The sequence below is a fragment of the Streptomyces europaeiscabiei genome (assembly GCF_036346855.1).
GTDB lineage: Bacteria > Actinomycetota > Actinomycetes > Streptomycetales > Streptomycetaceae > Streptomyces > Streptomyces europaeiscabiei.
Window position 1 is genome coordinate 5,815,152 of sequence record NZ_CP107841.1, and the last position, 16,393, is coordinate 5,831,544.

Annotated in this window: 13 protein-coding genes; 7 read left to right on the plus strand and 6 right to left on the minus strand. The window is 71.2% G+C overall.

Features of this window, described 5'->3' with window-relative positions; genetic code table 11:
• The first annotated feature begins 110 nt into the window (after positions 1-110).
• Positions 111-611, plus strand: coding sequence for an SgcJ/EcaC family oxidoreductase (locus OG858_RS25465; RefSeq protein WP_319065548.1), 501 nt, complete (start codon positions 111-113; stop codon positions 609-611).
• Positions 612-697: 86 nt separating this feature from the next.
• Here OG858_RS25465 and OG858_RS25470 read toward each other — a convergent pair whose 3' ends face one another.
• Positions 698-2,086, minus strand: coding sequence for a HAMP domain-containing sensor histidine kinase (locus OG858_RS25470; RefSeq protein ID WP_319065547.1), 1,389 nt, complete (start codon positions 2,084-2,086; stop codon positions 698-700).
• Positions 2,083-2,850, minus strand: a complete 768-nt coding sequence (locus tag OG858_RS25475; protein WP_319321565.1) for a response regulator transcription factor — start codon at positions 2,848-2,850, stop codon at positions 2,083-2,085. The genes OG858_RS25470 and OG858_RS25475 overlap by 4 nt, the downstream gene beginning before the upstream one ends.
• A 331-nt stretch (positions 2,851-3,181) precedes the next feature.
• Between OG858_RS25475 and OG858_RS25480 the strand changes: the two genes are divergently transcribed.
• The 4 genes from OG858_RS25480 (at position 3,182) to OG858_RS25495 (ending at position 8,803) form a co-directional block, all read left to right on the plus strand.
• Positions 3,182-4,462: an aspartate kinase gene (locus OG858_RS25480; protein WP_086753207.1), complete on the plus strand. Its 1,281-nt coding sequence runs from the start codon at positions 3,182-3,184 to the stop codon at positions 4,460-4,462.
• A 79-nt stretch (positions 4,463-4,541) separates the two neighbouring features.
• Positions 4,542-5,630 carry an aspartate-semialdehyde dehydrogenase gene (locus OG858_RS25485; protein WP_086753209.1) on the plus strand — a complete coding sequence of 363 codons (1,089 nt, stop codon included), beginning with the start codon at positions 4,542-4,544 and terminating at the stop codon, positions 5,628-5,630.
• A gap of 660 nt (positions 5,631-6,290) precedes the next feature.
• On the plus strand, positions 6,291-6,968 hold the full coding sequence (locus OG858_RS25490) for a SigE family RNA polymerase sigma factor (protein WP_078935469.1): 678 nt from the start codon (positions 6,291-6,293) through the stop codon (positions 6,966-6,968).
• A gap of 518 nt (positions 6,969-7,486) precedes the next feature.
• Positions 7,487-8,803: a hypothetical protein gene (locus OG858_RS25495; protein WP_328544412.1), complete on the plus strand. Its 1,317-nt coding sequence runs from the start codon at positions 7,487-7,489 to the stop codon at positions 8,801-8,803.
• 97 nt (positions 8,804-8,900) lie between these two features.
• On the opposite strand, the gene OG858_RS25500 is transcribed toward OG858_RS25495, so the two are convergent.
• Both OG858_RS25500 and OG858_RS25505 read right to left on the minus strand, forming a co-directional pair.
• Positions 8,901-9,740 (minus strand): SURF1 family protein, encoded by an 840-nt coding sequence (locus OG858_RS25500; RefSeq protein WP_086750098.1) that lies wholly within the window; start codon positions 9,738-9,740, stop codon positions 8,901-8,903.
• Between the two features lie 74 nt (positions 9,741-9,814).
• On the minus strand, positions 9,815-10,288 hold the full coding sequence (locus OG858_RS25505) for a nuclear transport factor 2 family protein (RefSeq protein ID WP_327748571.1): 474 nt from the start codon (positions 10,286-10,288) through the stop codon (positions 9,815-9,817).
• A 119-nt stretch (positions 10,289-10,407) separates the two neighbouring features.
• Between OG858_RS25505 and OG858_RS25510 the strand changes: the two genes are divergently transcribed.
• Positions 10,408-12,237 (plus strand): S9 family peptidase, encoded by a 1,830-nt coding sequence (locus OG858_RS25510; protein ID WP_086750090.1) that lies wholly within the window; start codon positions 10,408-10,410, stop codon positions 12,235-12,237.
• A gap of 180 nt (positions 12,238-12,417) precedes the next feature.
• Here OG858_RS25510 and OG858_RS25515 read toward each other — a convergent pair whose 3' ends face one another.
• Together OG858_RS25515 and OG858_RS25520 are read right to left on the minus strand one after the other, a co-directional pair.
• Entirely contained in the window at positions 12,418-13,047 is a 630-nt protein-coding gene (locus tag OG858_RS25515) for a sigma-70 family RNA polymerase sigma factor (protein ID WP_086750091.1), read from the minus strand.
• Positions 13,048-13,325: 278 nt separating this feature from the next.
• Entirely contained in the window at positions 13,326-14,066 is a 741-nt protein-coding gene (locus tag OG858_RS25520; RefSeq protein WP_179201189.1) for a hypothetical protein, read from the minus strand.
• A 343-nt stretch (positions 14,067-14,409) separates the two neighbouring features.
• Here OG858_RS25520 and OG858_RS25525 point away from each other — a divergent pair, with 343 nt between their 5' ends.
• Positions 14,410-16,377, plus strand: coding sequence for an NAD-binding protein (locus tag OG858_RS25525; RefSeq protein WP_319267397.1), 1,968 nt, complete (start codon positions 14,410-14,412; stop codon positions 16,375-16,377).
• Positions 16,378-16,393 lie beyond the last annotated feature (16 nt).

Here is a 16,393-nt window from a genome sequence, read left to right on the forward strand (position 1 = left end):
GCCTGTACGTCCACTGCATAACCCCTAACCGGCGTCACGCGAATCTTGAGTCACTTCCACCGCACAAGAAGCGGAGGGAGTAACACCCCCACCTCGCACGGGAGATCGCGATGACCCGCAAGAACCGCATACGCGCCGCCATCGTCACGGCAGCCGCACTCGTCACCGCAGGCACGGTCACCGCCGGAGTCAGCACGGCCGGTGCCGAGTCCGCGCCGAAGAAGCCCTCCAAGAAGGAGATCGCGGCGCTCTTCGACGGCTGGAACAAGACGCTGCGGACCGGCGACTCCAAGAAGGTGGCGGACCGCTACGCGAAGGACGCGGTGCTCCTGCCGACGGTCTCCAACAAGATCCGCACCGACCGCGCCGGCATCGTCGACTACTTCAACCACTTCCTGGAGAACAAGCCGGTCGGCAAGAAGACCAAGACGATCATCAACGTCCTGGACAGCAACTCCGCCATCGACACCGGCTCGTACTACTTCATCCTCACCGACCCGAAGACCGGCGAGAAGAAGAGGGTCGACGCCCGCTACACGTACGAGTACGAGAAGCGGAACGGCGTGTGGAAGATCGTGAACCACCACTCGTCGATGATGCCCGAGGGCTGAGCGGCAGCAGACCCCCAGTCGTGGCTGGGCCATACCCCCCGGCCCAGCCACCCCACCCCGAGGCCGGCCGAGCCACCTCCCCCGGCTCAGCCACCCCCGTGCCGCGCCGCCCGCAACGTGAGCGCGACGCACAACCCGCCCCCGGGGGCGTCCTTGAGGGCCACGGTCCCGTTGTCGTCGGTGACGAGTTGCTTGACGACGGCGAGGCCGAGGCCCGAACCGGACTTCCCGGTGAGGCCCTGACCGCGCCAGAAGCGGTCGAAGGCGCGGGACTTCTCGGCGTCCGACATGCCGGGCCCCTCGTCCAGCACCGAGAGCACCACCTCGTCGCCCCGGGTCTCCGTCGAGACCGTGATGGTCGCACCGTCCGGTGAGACCTCCAGGGCGTTGGACAGCACGTTGTCCAGGACCTGGTCCAGATGACCGGGACTGGCCAGCACAAGCAGCCGGCCGTCGGCACTCCCCCTGAGCGTGATGGTGACTCCGCGCTCGTCGGCGGCCGGCCTCCACACGTCGAGACGTTCCCCGATGACCTCCCGCAGGGACAGCGGTTCCGCCGCCGTCACCTTTGCCTCGGCCCGCGCCAGCACCAGCAGACCGTTGACCAGGCGGCTCATCCGGACCACCTCGGCGGTGGCCTGCTCCACGTCCTCCCGAACGAATTCGTCGTCCGTGCCGTCCGCGATGTTGTCCAGGGACAGGCGCAACGCCGTCAGGGGGGTGCGCAGTTGGTGCGAGGCGTCGGCGACGAAGATGCGCTGCGACGCGATCAGCGTGTCCAGGCGTTCGCCCGCCTGGTTCAGCGTGCGCGCCAGGGTCTGCGTCTCCTGGGGTCCCGTCACGGGGGAGCGGGCCGTCAGGTCGCCATCGCTCATCTTGCTCGCCATCTCGTTGAGCTGGCGGAGGGGGGCGGTCAGACGGCGGGCGGCGAACACGCCGATGATCGCGGCCGCCAGCAGGACGAGGGCGGCCAGCGCCGCCCGGAAACCCCAGATCTTCCAGAGCCGGACCGTGAGGTGATCGGTGGAGAACATGATGCGGACGGCGCCGACGGCCTCCGTCGCCTCGCTTCTCCCGTCCGGCGAGTGCTCGAAGGCGGGAACGGTGACCACCAGGTTCTCGCCCCAGATGAAGTCGGAACCCCAGTCGACGGTGTTCTCGCCGTGCTCCAGAGCCTTGGCCAGCGCCGCGTCCGCGGTGGGTTCCCGCAGGCCCTCCCGCGCACACCTGTTGGTCGCGGTGACCTCGACCTTCTCCTCGTCGGGCGGATACGCCCCGGCCATCTGCGCCAGGGCTGCGCAGGATGCGGTGTCACCGGTGCCGAGCAGCCGGGCCATGGTCTCGGCCTCGCGCTGGACGGCGTCGCTGGTGTCCTCCCGAAGCTGATCGGTGAGCGTGAACGCCACCGGCACCGTGAACAGGGCGATGGCCACCGCCACGAGGAGCACGTAGCTGCGGATGAGCTGACGGATCATGACGTGCCGTTGCCCTCACGCGTGCCGCCGGTCGGCGCGGTCTCTTCGTTCCCGACCGCGTTCCCGACCGCGTTCTCGGGCGCGTTCACGTTTGCGTTCACGATCAGCCGGAACCCCACCCCCCGCACCGCCTCGATCGTGATCGCCCCGGCCAGCTTGCGCCGCAGCGCCGCCACATGGACGTCCAGTGTCTTCGTCGGGCCGAACCAGTTCGCGTCCCAGACCGCTTCCATGATCTGTTCGCGCGACATCAGGGCGCCCGGCTCCTCGGTGAGGAAGGAGAGGAGGTCGTACTCCTTGGGGGCCAGCCCCACCTCCGTACCGTCGAGGTGGACGCGCGCGGCCTTGCGGTCGATGGTGAGGCGAGGGCCGTAGCGGTCGGGGCCGGCGGCGGGCGCGTCGGCGGCGCGCGGCTGCACGCGGCGCATCACCGCCCTTATCCGGGCGATCACCTCGCGGACGCCGAACGGCTTCGAGACGTAGTCGTCGGCGCCCAGCTCCAGGCCGACCACGCGGTCCGTCTCGTCGCTGCGGGCGCTGATCACGATGATCGGCACCTGGCTGCGGTCCCTGAGGGCCTTGCAGACGTCGAGGCCGTCGGTGTCGGGCAGGCCCAGATCGAGGAGGACGACGTCGTACGGACCCCCGTACGACAGCGCCGCCCCGCCCGTGTTGACCCACTCCACCTCGAAGCCGTACCGCAGGAGTCCACGGCGCAGGGACTCGGCGACCGGTTCGTCGTCTTCCACCAGAAGTACGCGCACGGCCATGACCTTAATGCTTGAAAGTTGGCGTTCCGTCGCCGCAGGGGCCTCAGGTGTGACTCCAGGCACTTTTCCCCGTCCGCGTCGACTGTTCCACGACGACCTGGGCAGAGACGTTCCCGGAGCGGTCGAAGGTCCGGGCGAGAAGCCGGGGTGAAATCGGTGGATGGTCCGGAGAAAACCCAGGTGATCAAAAGGTGAGCGGGACATCTCACCATGCGGTACCAGGGAAGGGAATTTCGGCCGCTCGATAGACTGAGCCGACCGCCGCAGCACGTATGAGTACGTGTGTATGTGCGGATAAGGGACTGAAACGGAGCGAGGAGCGCACGTGGGCCTTGTCGTGCAGAAGTACGGAGGCTCCTCCGTAGCCGATGCCGAGGGCATCAAGCGCGTCGCCAAGCGGATCGTGGAAGCGAAGAAGAACGGCCACCAAGTGGTCGTCGTCGTTTCCGCGATGGGCGACACGACGGACGAGCTGATCGATCTCGCCGAGCAGGTGTCACCGATGCCTGCCGGGCGTGAGTTCGACATGCTGCTGACCGCCGGAGAGCGTATCTCCATGGCCCTGCTGGCCATGGCGATCAAAAACCTGGGCCACGAGGCCCAGTCGTTCACCGGCAGCCAGGCAGGTGTCATCACCGACTCGGTCCACAACAAAGCCCGGATCATCGACGTCACGCCCGGCCGGATCCGTACGGCGCTGGACGAGGGCAACATCGCCATCGTCGCCGGGTTCCAGGGCGTCAGCGCGGACAAGAAGGACATCACCACCCTCGGCCGCGGCGGGTCGGACACGACCGCCGTCGCGCTGGCCGCCGCGCTGGAGGCCGAGGTCTGTGAGATCTACACCGACGTCGACGGCGTCTTCACCGCCGACCCGCGGGTCGTGAAGAAGGCGAAGAAGATCGACTGGATCTCCTCCGAGGACATGCTCGAACTGGCGGCGTCCGGTTCGAAGGTGCTGCTCCACCGCTGTGTCGAGTACGCCCGCCGCTACAACATCCCGATCCACGTCCGCTCGTCCTTCTCCGGACTGCCGGGCACCTGGGTCAGCAACGAGAAGCCAGAGTCGCAAGGGGACCACAAGGTGGAGCACGCCATCATCTCCGGAGTCGCCCACGACGTCTCCGAGGCCAAGGTCACGGTCGTCGGCGTCCCGGACAAGCCGGGCGAGGCCGCCGCGATCTTCCGCGCCATCGCGGACGCCGAGGTCAACATCGACATGGTCGTGCAGAACGTCTCGGCCGTGACGACCGGTCTGACGGACATCTCCTTCACCCTTCCCAAGACCGAGGGCCGCAAGGCCATCGACGCCCTGGAGAAGAACAAGGCGGGCATCGGCTTCGACTCGCTGCGCTACGACGACCAGATCGGCAAGATCTCCCTGGTCGGCGCGGGTATGAAGACCAACCCGGGCGTCACCGCCTCCTTCTTCGAGGCGCTGTCCGACGCCGGCGTGAACATCGAGCTGATCTCGACCTCCGAGATCCGCATCTCGGTCGTCACCCGCGCCGACGACGTGCCGGAGGCCGTGCGCGCCGTGCACTCCGCCTTCGGCCTCGACTCCGACAGCGACGAGGCCGTCGTCTACGGGGGTACCGGACGATGACGGTCCGCTCGTACGCCTCGTCGTACGGCTCGTACGGCTCGTACGGTGCGCGCTGCTGGTGCGACGGCGGCTTGGGTCGTTGAGGGCCGTCGATGCCGGGCGTGCCGGCAGGCCGACGCTCGCGGTCGTGGGCGCGACCGGTGCCGTCGGCACGGTCATGCTCCAGATCCTGTCCCACCGGGCGGACATCTGGGGCGAGATCCGTCTGATCGCCTCTCCGCGCTCGGCCGGCCGCAAGCTGGCCGTGCGCGGGGAGCAGGTCGAGGTGACGGCCCTGTCGGAGGAGGCCTTCGACGGGGTCGACGTCGCCATGTTCGACGTACCGGACGAGGTGGCGGCGCACTGGGCGCCGATCGCCGCTTCCAAGGGCGCGGTCGTGGTGGACAACTCGGGCGCCTTCCGGCTGGACCCGGAGGTGCCCCTCGTCGTCCCCGAGGTCAATCCGCACGCCGCCCGCGTCCGGCCGCGCGGGATCATCGCCAACCCCAACTGCACGACCCTCTCCATGATCGTGGCGCTCGGCGCGCTGCACGCCGAGTTCGGGCTGCGCGAGCTGGTGGCCTCCTCGTACCAGGCGGTCAGCGGCGCGGGACGGGCCGGCGTGGAGACCCTGCGGCAGCAGATCGCCCTCGTCGCCGGTACGCAACTGGGGACCACCCCCGGTGACGTACGGCGGGCCGTGGGCGACAACACCGGGCCGTTCCCGGAGCCGGTGGCGCTGAACGTGGTGCCGTGGGCCGGGTCGCTCCGCGCGGACGGCTGGTCGTCGGAGGAGATGAAGGTCCGGGACGAGTCCCGCAAGATCCTCGGGCTGCCCAAGCTGCCGGTCGCGGTGACCTGTGTACGGGTGCCGGTCGTCACCGCGCACTCCCTCACCCTGCACGCCCGCTTCGAGAGCGAGGTCACGGTCGCCAAGGCGCGCGAGATCCTCGCCACGGCCCCGGGCGTCGTCCTTTGCGACGACCCGGGCGCGGGGGAGTTCCCCACTCCCGCGGACGTGGTCGGCACCGACCCGACGTGGGTGGGGCGCGTACGCCGGGCCCTGGACGATCCGACGGCCCTGGAGCTTTTCGTCTGCGGGGACAACCTGCGGAAGGGCTCCGCCCTGAACACGGCGCAGATCGCGGAGCTGGTGGCGGCGGAGGGTGTGGGGTCGGGCGCCCGGTAGCCCGGTAGCCCGTTAGCCCAGGGGTTCGGGTGCGTGGGCGGGTGCGGGTGATTCGTGGTTGCTCGCGCAGTTCCCCGCGCCCCTAAAGCCGAGGCCCCTGCGGGCCTGGCAGGCGACGGGCTGGTGGGCCGAAAAGCAAGGGGCGCAGCCCCTGCTTTTCAGGGGCGCGGGAAACTGCGCGACCAGCCCCCACCGGACCCGCACCCGCCGACGAACCCTGTCCCCCAACCCCCTGGGCACCCGGCGAAAGCGGCGCAGTCACTCGTGGCGTGTAAGTTCTTCGAGTCGACGGTTCGGCGGACGGAGAATTTCCGGCCGTGCCGTCGTCGGGTCTCCGGGTTGATTCAGGCCTCCCGGTGATCGAGGATTTTTCTCCCCGTCAGCCGCAACCGCGCGGCTGACGGGGAGCGTCTTTCACGGGCGCCCTTCGGCGGGGCTGGGCGCCAACACTTGGGGCATAGGGGAAGAGCTGGTACGCATGAGGGCGTTCGACGCGCTGTCCGGTGTTCGGTGGGCCGTACCGACAGCTGAGCGCAGCGTGCCGCAGGGCGCGTCTGCCGCACCGACCCACGCATGTGTCATGCGGACACGTGTGCGGTCCGACGCAAAAGAGATGCCTGTCGCGTACAACCCCCACGGGGGGATACGGGTCCAACAGGCGTGGCAGAGGTACTCGAATTCACCGCGGTACAGACGAGGGGCACCACCCTTCGTCCACCCCGCCGTCCCCGCTTGCCCGGTTCGGCCGGCGGCATGCCGGTGATCGCGCCGATGCCCGCGGCGCGGCCGACCCGCATACCCAACCAGCGCGACGGCGCGGACGACACGTCGACGGTGCCGGCCTCCGGCACGACGGTCGACCATCTCACCGAGACCTATCGCGCCCACTACCGCTCGCTTCTCGGGCTCGCGGCGCTCCTCCTCGACGACACCGCCTCCTGCGAGGACGTCGTCCAGGAGGCGTTCATCCGCGTGCACTCGGCGCGCAAGCGCGTCCGTGAACCGGAGAAGACGCTCGCCTACCTGCGTCAGACGGTCGTGAACCTCTCGCGCTCCGCCCTGCGCCGCCGCATCCTCGGTCTGAAGCTGCTGTCGAAGCCGATGCCCGACATGGCGAGCGCGGAGGAGGGCGCGTACGACCTGCTGGAGCGCGACTCCCTCATCAAGGCGATGAAGGGGCTGCAGCGCCGCCAGCGCGAGGTCCTCGTGCTGCGCTACTTCGCCGACATGACCGAGGCCCAGGTCGCCGAGACCCTCGGCATATCGCTGGGCTCGGTCAAGGCGTACGGCTCCCGGGGCATCGCGGCGCTGCGTGTCGCCATGGAGGCGTCGGCATGAGCACGCACGGCAAGAACGACGGATCCGACAGGCGCGACGGGCGGGATGAGCTCCACGCCCAAAGGCGTGCCTCCTGGGGACGCCGGGACGACGACGAACGCGCCGAGGAGCGCGGGGACGAACGCGGGGACGAACCCGCGGAACAGCGCGAGCCGGACGAGTGCGTCGGGGGACGCGGGCTCGAAAGGCACGAAGAGCGCGAACAGCACGCAGAGCACGAAGAAACGCAATCGCACGCTGGGAACGGAACTGTGAATCACGGCCCCGAAGAACACGGCCCCCACCCCAAGGGCCGGCATCTCGAAGGCCGCACTCCGGACGACTCGCGGCCGGACGGCCCGCGTTCGGAGGACTCGCCTTCGGAAGACCTGCTTTCGGACGATTCGAGCTCGGAGGACTCGCCTTCGGGTGACCTGCCGTTGGACGACTCGGCGTTGGATGACTCGCCGTCGGGTGAGTCGCGGCCGGGTGAGTCGCGATCAGGTGAGTCGCGGTCGGCCGACCTGAATTCGGCTGATGTGGATCCGGATGCGGACGCCTCGGGTGAAGACGCCTCGGGTGCGGACGCCTCGTCTTCGGGCTCCTCGTCTTCGGGCTCCTCGGGTGCGGACGCCTCGTCTCCGGGCTCCTCGTCTTCGGGCTCCTCGGGTGCGGACGCCTCGTCTCCGGGCTCCTCGTCTCCGGACTCCTCGGGTACGGCCGAGCCGGATGTCGACGAGCCGCGCTTCGGCGCGCTGCGCTCGGCGGACCTGTGGTCGGGCGGTGTGGGCTCCGGCGGCTCGGGTTCGAACGGCTCAGGGCCGGACGGCTCGGGGCCGAAGGGGACCGGTGGGTTCGAGCCGGACGACGAGCTGGTGCTGCGCAATCTGCTGCAGCACGCGGTGTCGGAGATAGAGCCCAGGGACGGCACGCTGGAGCACCTGCGGCGGGCGGTACCGGCGAGGCGGGCTCGCAAGCGGCAGGCCGTCGTCGGCATGGCCGCCGCCGCGCTCTTCATCGGCACGGCGATCCCCGCCCTCGTCCACGTCTCCAACTCCACCGGCTCCGACCTCAACACCTCCAACATGGGCAATGGCTCGCAGACACAGGGGAGCGGCGGCCAGTCCAAGGGACAGACCGGCGGGCACAGTTCCTCGGGCGGCTCCACCGGAGGCTCCAAGGACACCGGCAAGGACAGCACCAAGGACAAGGGCGACAAGGGCAAGGGCGAGAACAAGGGCTCCACGGGCGGCGCCCAGCCGACGCCCACGACCGATGTCTCCACCCTGTGTACGTCGGTCCAGCTCGGCGGCGCCGCCAGTGTGGGTGCACCGGACTCCAGCGGCGCCGTCTACGGCACGTTCCGCGTCTCCAACATCTCCGGCACGAGTTGTACGGTCAGCGGCGCGGGCGGCGTGGTCACCACCCCGCAGGGTGCCGCGGACCAGGCGAAGATCACCGTGGCGAACCATGTCGCGGGCGACGTGGCGGCCGGACTGCCCGATCCGTCGCTGTCGGTGACCCAGCTGATGCTGGCACCGGGAGCCGCGTACGAGGTGAAGTTCGCCTGGGTGCCCTCCGAGCCCTGCCCCACCACCAGCGGCGGTACGACCGATGGCGGCACCGGCGGCACGGACCCCTCCACGGACCCGACGCCCACGGGGGAGGCGACCCCCGGCACCACCACCGAAGGCTCCAACTCCATCTCCACCCAGCTCTTCACCGAGGACGGCGTCGTCGACGGCAGTGTCCTCGTCTCCCACACCGCCGAGGGCGGCATCGCCACCTTCACGACAGCCGTCAGCAACGCCTGCGCGGGCGTGGTCTACCGCACGGGCCTGCTGACAGCCGTCTGACCCGACGCCTCCCGGAGGAGCACCGCCGGCCCGCGCGGTGCTCGCCGGGGTACGGCGGCGCGTGGTGGTTCGGGTGGCGCGTGGTGGTTCGCCGGTCCTACTTGGCCGGCTCGGCTTCCCGGGAGAGGGCCTCGTCCGGGCGGCCTTCGTTCGGCCCGTTCTCACCCGGCCGGTCGTCGTCCTGGTCCAGGCCCAGTTCCGCGTCCCGGATGAACTCGACCTCGCGGCGGACCAGGCGGAACCACATGAAGACGACGAAGCCGGCGAAGACGAACCACTCGCCGGTGTAGCCGAGGTTCTGGAAGGCCTTGAGGTCGAGCCCCGTGTCCTGCGGCGTGGTCGCGGGTACGGCCTTCATGCCCGAGTCGGCCTTGTCGAGCGTGATCCAGGCGTCGTACAGGTCGTCCGGCACGAGGTTCACCAGCGTCGCCGCGCTGATCGCCGAGGTCTGCCCGGCCGGGAGCCCGCCCTGGACGGGCACGCCGTTCGACCCCGGCAACTCGGCCGCCTGCAGCGAACCGGTGACGGTGACCTCGCCGGAGGGTGCGGCCGGGGCGCGGTCGGAGTCAGCGGCGCCGGGCAGCCAGCCCCGTACGACGGGCAGGGACTTGCCCTCGTCCGTGCGCAGCAGCGTCAGCACGTAGAAGCCGTTCCTGCCGTCCACCTCGCGGTTCGGCACGAGGAGCTGCTCGCCGTACCGTCCGGTCACGGTGGCCGCCTCGCCCGAGGTCTCCTTGTCCACCGGCAGCAGCTCATCCAGCGGGCGGGCCGGCGCCCGGTCCGCCGGGTCGATCCGCTCGGTCGCCTCGCGATGGTCCTGCATCCGGTCCTCGAACCGGCTCAGCTGCCACGACCCCATGAACACGCAGAAAGGGATGGCGAGCAGCACGAAGACGTTGATCCCCCACCATCGGGGCGTCAGCAGAAACCGGTACACGCCGTCCACCGTACGGTGCCCGCGTCGGGCGTACGGCTGCGGGGTCGGCCCCCGCGGCCCGCGTGGCCCGCCGCTCAGTACCGCTCGACGAGGTGCTCACGCCCGGCCGGCGGCTCGTACGGTTCGGGCCAGAAGTCGGTGACGGTGGCTATCCGGCCGTCCGAGTCCCCCGTGAAGAAGGAGATCGCGTACATCTCCTCCAGCCCCACGGTGACGTACGTCCAGCTGACGACCTGCCCCGGCTGATCCGGCTGATCCGGCCGATCCGGCTGCTCGGTGTCCCTCACAGGCCCCGGTTCCGCGACGATGCGCTCGATCCGGGCGTGCCAGTCGCCCGGATACTCCCGGTTGAACTGCACATACCGCTCCCTGCCGCGTATCCGCTCCCGCGTCTGCGGCAGCTCGTACCGGACGTCCTCCGCCAGCGTCTCGGCGAACGCGGCCCAGTCCCGCTCCTCGGCCGCGGCCCAGAATCGCTCGACGGTGCGGCGCAGATCGGGCGTGGAGGGCGCAGATGGCGTTGAGGGCGAGGAGGGCGTCGAGGTCATGCGGTGAGTCTGCACACGGCCACTGACAATCGGCCCGGACGAACCCGTCGCGAGCGAAGTTATCCACAGGCTGGGGACCTCGGCGGCACATTGTCGTGCGGGCGGGGCAGTATGGGGCCATGACTGAGAGCAACGGGTCCACCCCGCAGCAGCAGAGCGGGTCCATGCCCGACTGGGAGAAGAGGTTCCGGGCGCCGAGGGTGTCCCTGCCGGACTGGGCGGAGGACGCACCGCACCGCTCGCTGTTCGTCTCCAACGCCACGGGCACGTACGAGTTGTACGCGTGGGACCGTGCCACCGGCGAGCAGCGCCAGGCCACGAACCGGGCCAACGGCACGACGGACGGCGTGCTCTCGCCCGACGGCGAGTGGATCTGGTGGTTCGACGACAAGGACGGCGACGAGTTCGGTGTCTGGCGCCGCCAGCCGTTCCACGGCGGCCCGGACGAGGAGGGGGCCCCGGGCCTGGACGCGTCGTACCCGGCGGGCCTGGCCCTCGGCCGCGACGGCCGTACGGCGATCGTCGGCCGCTCCACGGACGAGGACGGCTCCACGATCCATCTGTACCGGCAGGGCGAGGCCCCCGTCGAGATCTACCGCCACCGTGAGTCGGCGGGCGTCGGCGACCTCTCGCACGACGGCTCGCTGATCGCGATCGAGCACACCGAGCACGGCGACGCGATGCACTCGGCGCTGCGCGTGGTCCGGGCGGACGGTACGACGGTCGCCGAGCTCGACGACACCAAGGGCGGCACGATCGAACTGGGCCTGGAGGTGATGGGCTTCGCCCCTGTCGACGGCGACACCCGGCTGCTCATCGGCCATCAGCGGGGCGGTCGCTGGGAGCCGCTCGTCTGGGACGTGGCCTCCGGCGAGGAGACCGACCTCGGACTCTCCGGCCGACTGCAGGGCGACCTGAGCGCCGAGTGGTATCCGGACGGCTCCGCCCTGCTCGTCGCCCACAGCTTCGAGGCCCGCAGCGAGCTGTTCCGCTACGACCTGGCGTCCCGCGGCCTGGAGCGCGTGGACACCCCGCGAGGCACCGTCTCCGGGGCCACGGCGCGCCCCGACGGCAGCATCGAGTACCTGTGGTCCTCGGCCGCCGAACCGCCGGTCGTCCGTTCCACGACGGGCGAGGTGGTCCTTGACCCGCCGGGTCTGAAGTCGCCCGGCTCGGTGGCGGTGGAGGACGTGTGGGTGGACACACCCGGCGGCCGCGTCCACGCCCTCGTCCAGCGCCCGGCGGGAGCCTTGGGCCCGTACCCGACCGTCTTCGACATCCACGGCGGCCCGACCTGGCACGACAGCGACGCCTTCGCCGCGGGACCGGCCGCCTGGCTGGACCACGGGTACGCGGTGATCCGTATCAACTACCGGGGCTCCACCGGTTACGGCCGCGCCTGGACCGACGCCCTCAAGCACCGGGTCGGCCTCATCGAGCTGGAGGACATCGCGGCGGTGCGGGAGTGGGCGGTGACCTCCGGCTTCGCCGACCCGGACCGGCTCGTCCTCACCGGTGGCTCCTGGGGCGGGTACCTCACTCTCCTCGGCCTCGGCACCGAGCCGGACGCCTGGGCCCTCGGCATCGCCGCCGTCCCCGTCGCCGACTACGTCACCGCGTACCACGACGAGATGGAGGCCCTCAAGGCCATGGACCGCACCCTCCTGGGCGGTACGCCCGAGGAGGTCCCCGAGCGTTTCGAGGCCTCGTCGCCCCTGACGTACGTCGACGCGGTGAAAGCCCCCGTCTACATCTCCGCGGGCGTCAACGACCCCCGTTGTCCCATCCGCCAGATCGACAACTACGTCGACCGGCTCGCCGCCCGCTCCGCCCTGCACGAGGTCTACCGCTACGACGCCGGCCACGGCTCCCTGGTCGTCGACGAGCGCATCAGACAGCTCCGCCTGGAACTGGACTTCGCCGAGCGCCACCTGGGGACACGCGCCTGACGCCCCAACACCCCGCGCCCCAAAGGGGGCGCGGGGAACTGCGCGAGCAACCACACACAACCCGCACTCGCCCGCCTCGACTCATTCCCGAGCCATGAGATCCCCAGGGGAGCGAAGGAGCACAGCCCCTGGGGATGGGAACGGGTAGGGCGGCGGGGGCGAAGAAGATCAAGGGCACCCTCACGCGGCCACCAGAACCTCCTCCGCAGCCGCCAACAACCCCACCAGCGTGGCTCGAGCCCGGGCCACCCGTGACCGGACCGTCCCGATCGGGCATCCGGTCAGCTCCGCCGCGTCCTCGTAGGACAGTCCCAGCATCTGGGTGAGGACGAACGCCTCCCGCCGCTCCTCGGGCAGCGCCCCCAGCAGATCGGTGAGCGCGACGCCGTCGTCGAAGCCGGGCAGCCCGCGCGGCTGGGCGTGCTCGACGGCCAGTCGCCAGTCCGCCACGTCGGACAGCCGGGGCCGGGCCGCCGCGTACCGGAAGCTGTCGGTCACCGCCCGCCGGGCGATGGACAGCAGCCACGTACGGGCGGAGCAGCGCCCCTCGAACCGGTGCAGGCTGCCGAGCGCCCGCAGGAACGTGTCCTGGGTGAGGTCGTTCACCGCCTGGGGGTCCGCGCAGAGGTGGGCGACGAACCGTTGGACGTCACGGTGCAGTGCGCCGACGAACCGTTCGACGGCCTCCGGGTCCCCGCCGCGGGCGGCGAGCGCCCAGGCGGTTATGGACTCGTCGGTCGTGGACCGGGCCTGCGGGATCGACGCGGGCGGGGGAGTAAGGGTGATCACCTGGTGTCCTTCGCGGGTCATCCGGGATCCGGGCCACCGACACGGGCACGTGGGCGCACACAGCGACACAACGACGCAGCGACACAAACAGCCGTACGGACAGGCAGATGTAGAGACAGCCGTACGGGCGGGCGGGCGTGTGCGTACGTGCTACGTGAGGACGTGAGGACGTGGGAACGCGGGAACGTGTCCGGTGGTCCGGTGAGGAAGGGAAGCGGCCGTACGGCACGCGTGGCGGCGGCGTACGGCCGAGGCCCGAAGCACGAGCCGTGTCGGCTGCCTCGGGTCACCGGCTGTCGTCAGATGACAGCGGTCCCGGCGGGCGGACCCCGAGAGGTGATCGCATGGACGAGCAGGAGCCGGCGCGGCGAACGGTCCGCGCGGCCGCTCCGCACCCGGGGGCGCGGCCGCTCCGCGGCGACGGGCAGCGCGAGCGACAGCCGCAGCGGTGCGGCCAGCCACCCGGCCACGGCCCGCAGCAGCCCGAAGGCGGCGCGTTCGCCGTACGCCAGCCACAGACCGCACAGCAGCGCGGCCAGCAGATGCGCGGCGAACATGCCGGACGAGGACGCGTACATGGACGCGAGCGAGGACATGAGCGACGAGGAGGACGCGGACGAGCCGTCCAGGAGGTACCCGGTGTGGTCCACATGGCCCATGTGACCGGCCGCGCCCGTGGGGACCGTGTGAATCATGTGGGCGGAACCCATGTGCATGAGATCCGTCGAGCCCGAGGGGCCCGTCGAACTCATCGCGCCCACAGGGTTGTTGGCGGCCGTCGGGGTCGACGACTGGGCCAGCTCGAAGCCCCAGTGAAGGGCAGTCTGGGCGGCGACCACCACGGACGTGATGAGCGGGAGCCCGCGCTCACGTCCGGCCAGGCACCAGCCGACGGCACCGGTGGCGGCGGCCCCGGCGACCAGGGTCCACCAGGGGACATGGCTGCCGGACATCATCACGTGGCCCAGGGCAGCGAGCAGCACACAGACGGCCGCGAACATCGCGGCGCGTGTCGTGCGCGAACCCCACCCTGCGGTCATGGCGCCCCATCCTCGCATCCGGACACCGCCGTCGCCCCGTCCCTCTTGAGTACGGATTTCCACCCGCCGTCGCACTCACACCGCCGACTGTGATCCGGATCACCGGGGAACCGGCCGTGTCGATGGGGCAGTCTTCTGCTTCGTGGGGACCCCTTCGCAGCAGAACAGCCGTACAGGTCCGGGCAGACAGGCGGGTCCGGCCGACCCGGTGACGACCGGTCCGGCCGGAACGACCGGTCCGGCCGGAACGACCGGTCCGGGCAGGTCGTCCGGTCCGCTCGGCGCGGGCCGCCAACTCGCCCCGGGCGGGCGGAGCAGGTCGGCCGCCGACTCCGGCGCGCACATGGTCGTCTGCGGGGACGACGGGCTGGCGCATCGGCTCGCCGCCGAACTGCGGACCGTGTACCGGGAACAGGTGACGCTCGTCGTGCCGCCCACCGCGCGGATCGCGCAGCGGCCGGTCGTCGGGCGCGCCCGGACCGCCGCCGCGTTCCTCGACCGGATGACGGCGGCGGTCAACCGGGCCACGGGTGTCGGCGATCCGACGGCGGGCGACCGGGCCGGCGACCGAGGTGACCGAGGTGACCGAGGAGCGGACCGAACTCCCCGGGACGGCGGCGAGCGGGTTCTGGAGGCCGGGGAGGCCACCGAGGCGGTGCTCGCCGAGGCCGGGGTGGAGCGGGCGGCCGCGCTGGCACTCGTGTACGACGACGACGAGACCAACATCCGCGCGGCTCTCACCGCCCGGCGCCTCAACCCGCGCCTGCGGCTCGTCCTGCGGCTCTACAACCGCCGCTTGGGCCAGTACATCGAGGAACTCCTCGACCAGGCATCGGCGTTGGCGGCGGGCGACGCCGAGGCCGACGGGGTCGACGGCTTCGGAGCCTCGACGACCGTCCTCTCCGACGCCGACACCGCCGCGCCCGCGCTGGCCGCGACCGCCGTCGCCGGGACCAGCAAGGTCGTCCAGACGGACGGGCTGATGCTGCGGGCCGTGGAACGCCCACCGGGCCGCAGCGGCCAGAGCCCGGGAGGCCTGTGCACGCTCGCGCTCCTGTCGGCCACGACCAACGACCCCGCCGGGAGCGAGGGTTCCGAGGGCAGCGGGGAACGCGGCCCCCAACTCCTGCCCGACGAAAGGGCGGTGGCCGAGGCCACCGGGCGCGGCACCGTCGTCCTCGACACCGTGCGCTACGCGGGACCCGCGCTGCCGCCCGGCCGGGCGGGCGGCGGATCGCTCGGGGCGTTCGGAGCGTTCGGATCGCTGCTCTCGCGCCGGCTGCGGTGGTCCCTCGCCGGAATGATCGGGTGCGTGTTCGCCCTCGCCGTCGCCCAGATGGTGATCACCGGGGAGCACCCGCTCCAGGCGACGTACGCGACCCTCCTCGACCTCTTCGGGACCGCCGACCCGGCGACCGACCAGAGCGACTCCCGCCAGATCCTGCAACTCCTGTCGGGCCTGATGGGCTTACTCCTCCTGCCCGTGCTCCTGGCCGCCGTCCTGGAGGCCCTCGGCACCTTCCGCAGCGGCACCGCCCTGCGCAAGCCGCCGCGCGGCCTGTCCGGACACGTCGTCCTCCTCGGCCTCGGCAAGATCGGCACCCGCGTGCTCGCCCGCCTGCGCGAGCTTCACATCCCGGTCGTCTGTGTGGAGGAGGATCCGGAGGCGCGCGGCCTCGCCGAGGCCCGACGCCTGCGGGTACCGGTCATCCTCGGCGACGTGACCCAGGAGGGTGTCCTGGAGGCCGCCAAGATCCACCGCGCCCACGCCCTCCTCGCCGTCACCAGCTCCGACACGACGAACCTCGAAGCGGGCCTGTACGCCCGTTCCGTACGCCCCGACCTGCGTGTCGTCCTCCGCCTCTACGACGACGACTTCGCCACCGCCGTCTACCGCACCCTCCGCGCCGCCCACCCGGGTGCCCTCACCCGCAGCCGCAGCGTCACCCATCTCGCCGCCCCCGCCTTCGCCGGCGCGATGATGGGCCGCCAGATCCTGGGCGCGATCCCCGTCGAACGCCGCGTCCTCCTCTTCGCCGCCGTCGAGGTCCGGGGCCACCCCCGCCTGGAGGGCCGAACCGTGGCGGAGGCCTTCCGCGCGGGCGCCTGGCGGGTCCTGGCCCTGGACACGGCAGCCCCCGGAGAGCCGGACGCCGAACGGGCGACGGGGGCGGGTTCGGGGGCGGGTTCGGGCCTGGTCTGGGACCTGCCGCCCACGTACGTGCTCCGCGCCGAGGACCGCGTGGTGCTGGCGGCGACGCGACGGGGGCTGGCGGAACTGTTGGGGAGACGGGCGAGGACGGGGGCGTAGCGCTGGAACGTGGTTG

What these genes read in the sequence shown, in the direction of transcription:
- OG858_RS25465 (WP_319065548.1), top strand. Translation starts at nt 111, where the DNA reads ATGACCCGCAAGAACCGCATACGCGCCGCCATCGTCACGGCAGCCGCA.
- OG858_RS25470 (WP_319065547.1), bottom strand. Translation starts at nt 2,086, where the DNA reads ATGATCCGTCAGCTCATCCGCAGCTACGTGCTCCTCGTGGCGGTGGCC.
- OG858_RS25505 (WP_327748571.1), bottom strand. Translation starts at nt 10,288, where the DNA reads ATGACCTCGACGCCCTCCTCGCCCTCAACGCCATCTGCGCCCTCCACG.
- OG858_RS25510 (WP_086750090.1), top strand. Translation starts at nt 10,408, where the DNA reads ATGACTGAGAGCAACGGGTCCACCCCGCAGCAGCAGAGCGGGTCCATG.
- OG858_RS25515 (WP_086750091.1), bottom strand. Translation starts at nt 13,047, where the DNA reads ATGACCCGCGAAGGACACCAGGTGATCACCCTTACTCCCCCGCCCGCG.
- OG858_RS25520 (WP_179201189.1), bottom strand. Translation starts at nt 14,066, where the DNA reads ATGACCGCAGGGTGGGGTTCGCGCACGACACGCGCCGCGATGTTCGCG.
- OG858_RS25525 (WP_319267397.1), top strand. Translation starts at nt 14,410, where the DNA reads ATGGTCGTCTGCGGGGACGACGGGCTGGCGCATCGGCTCGCCGCCGAA.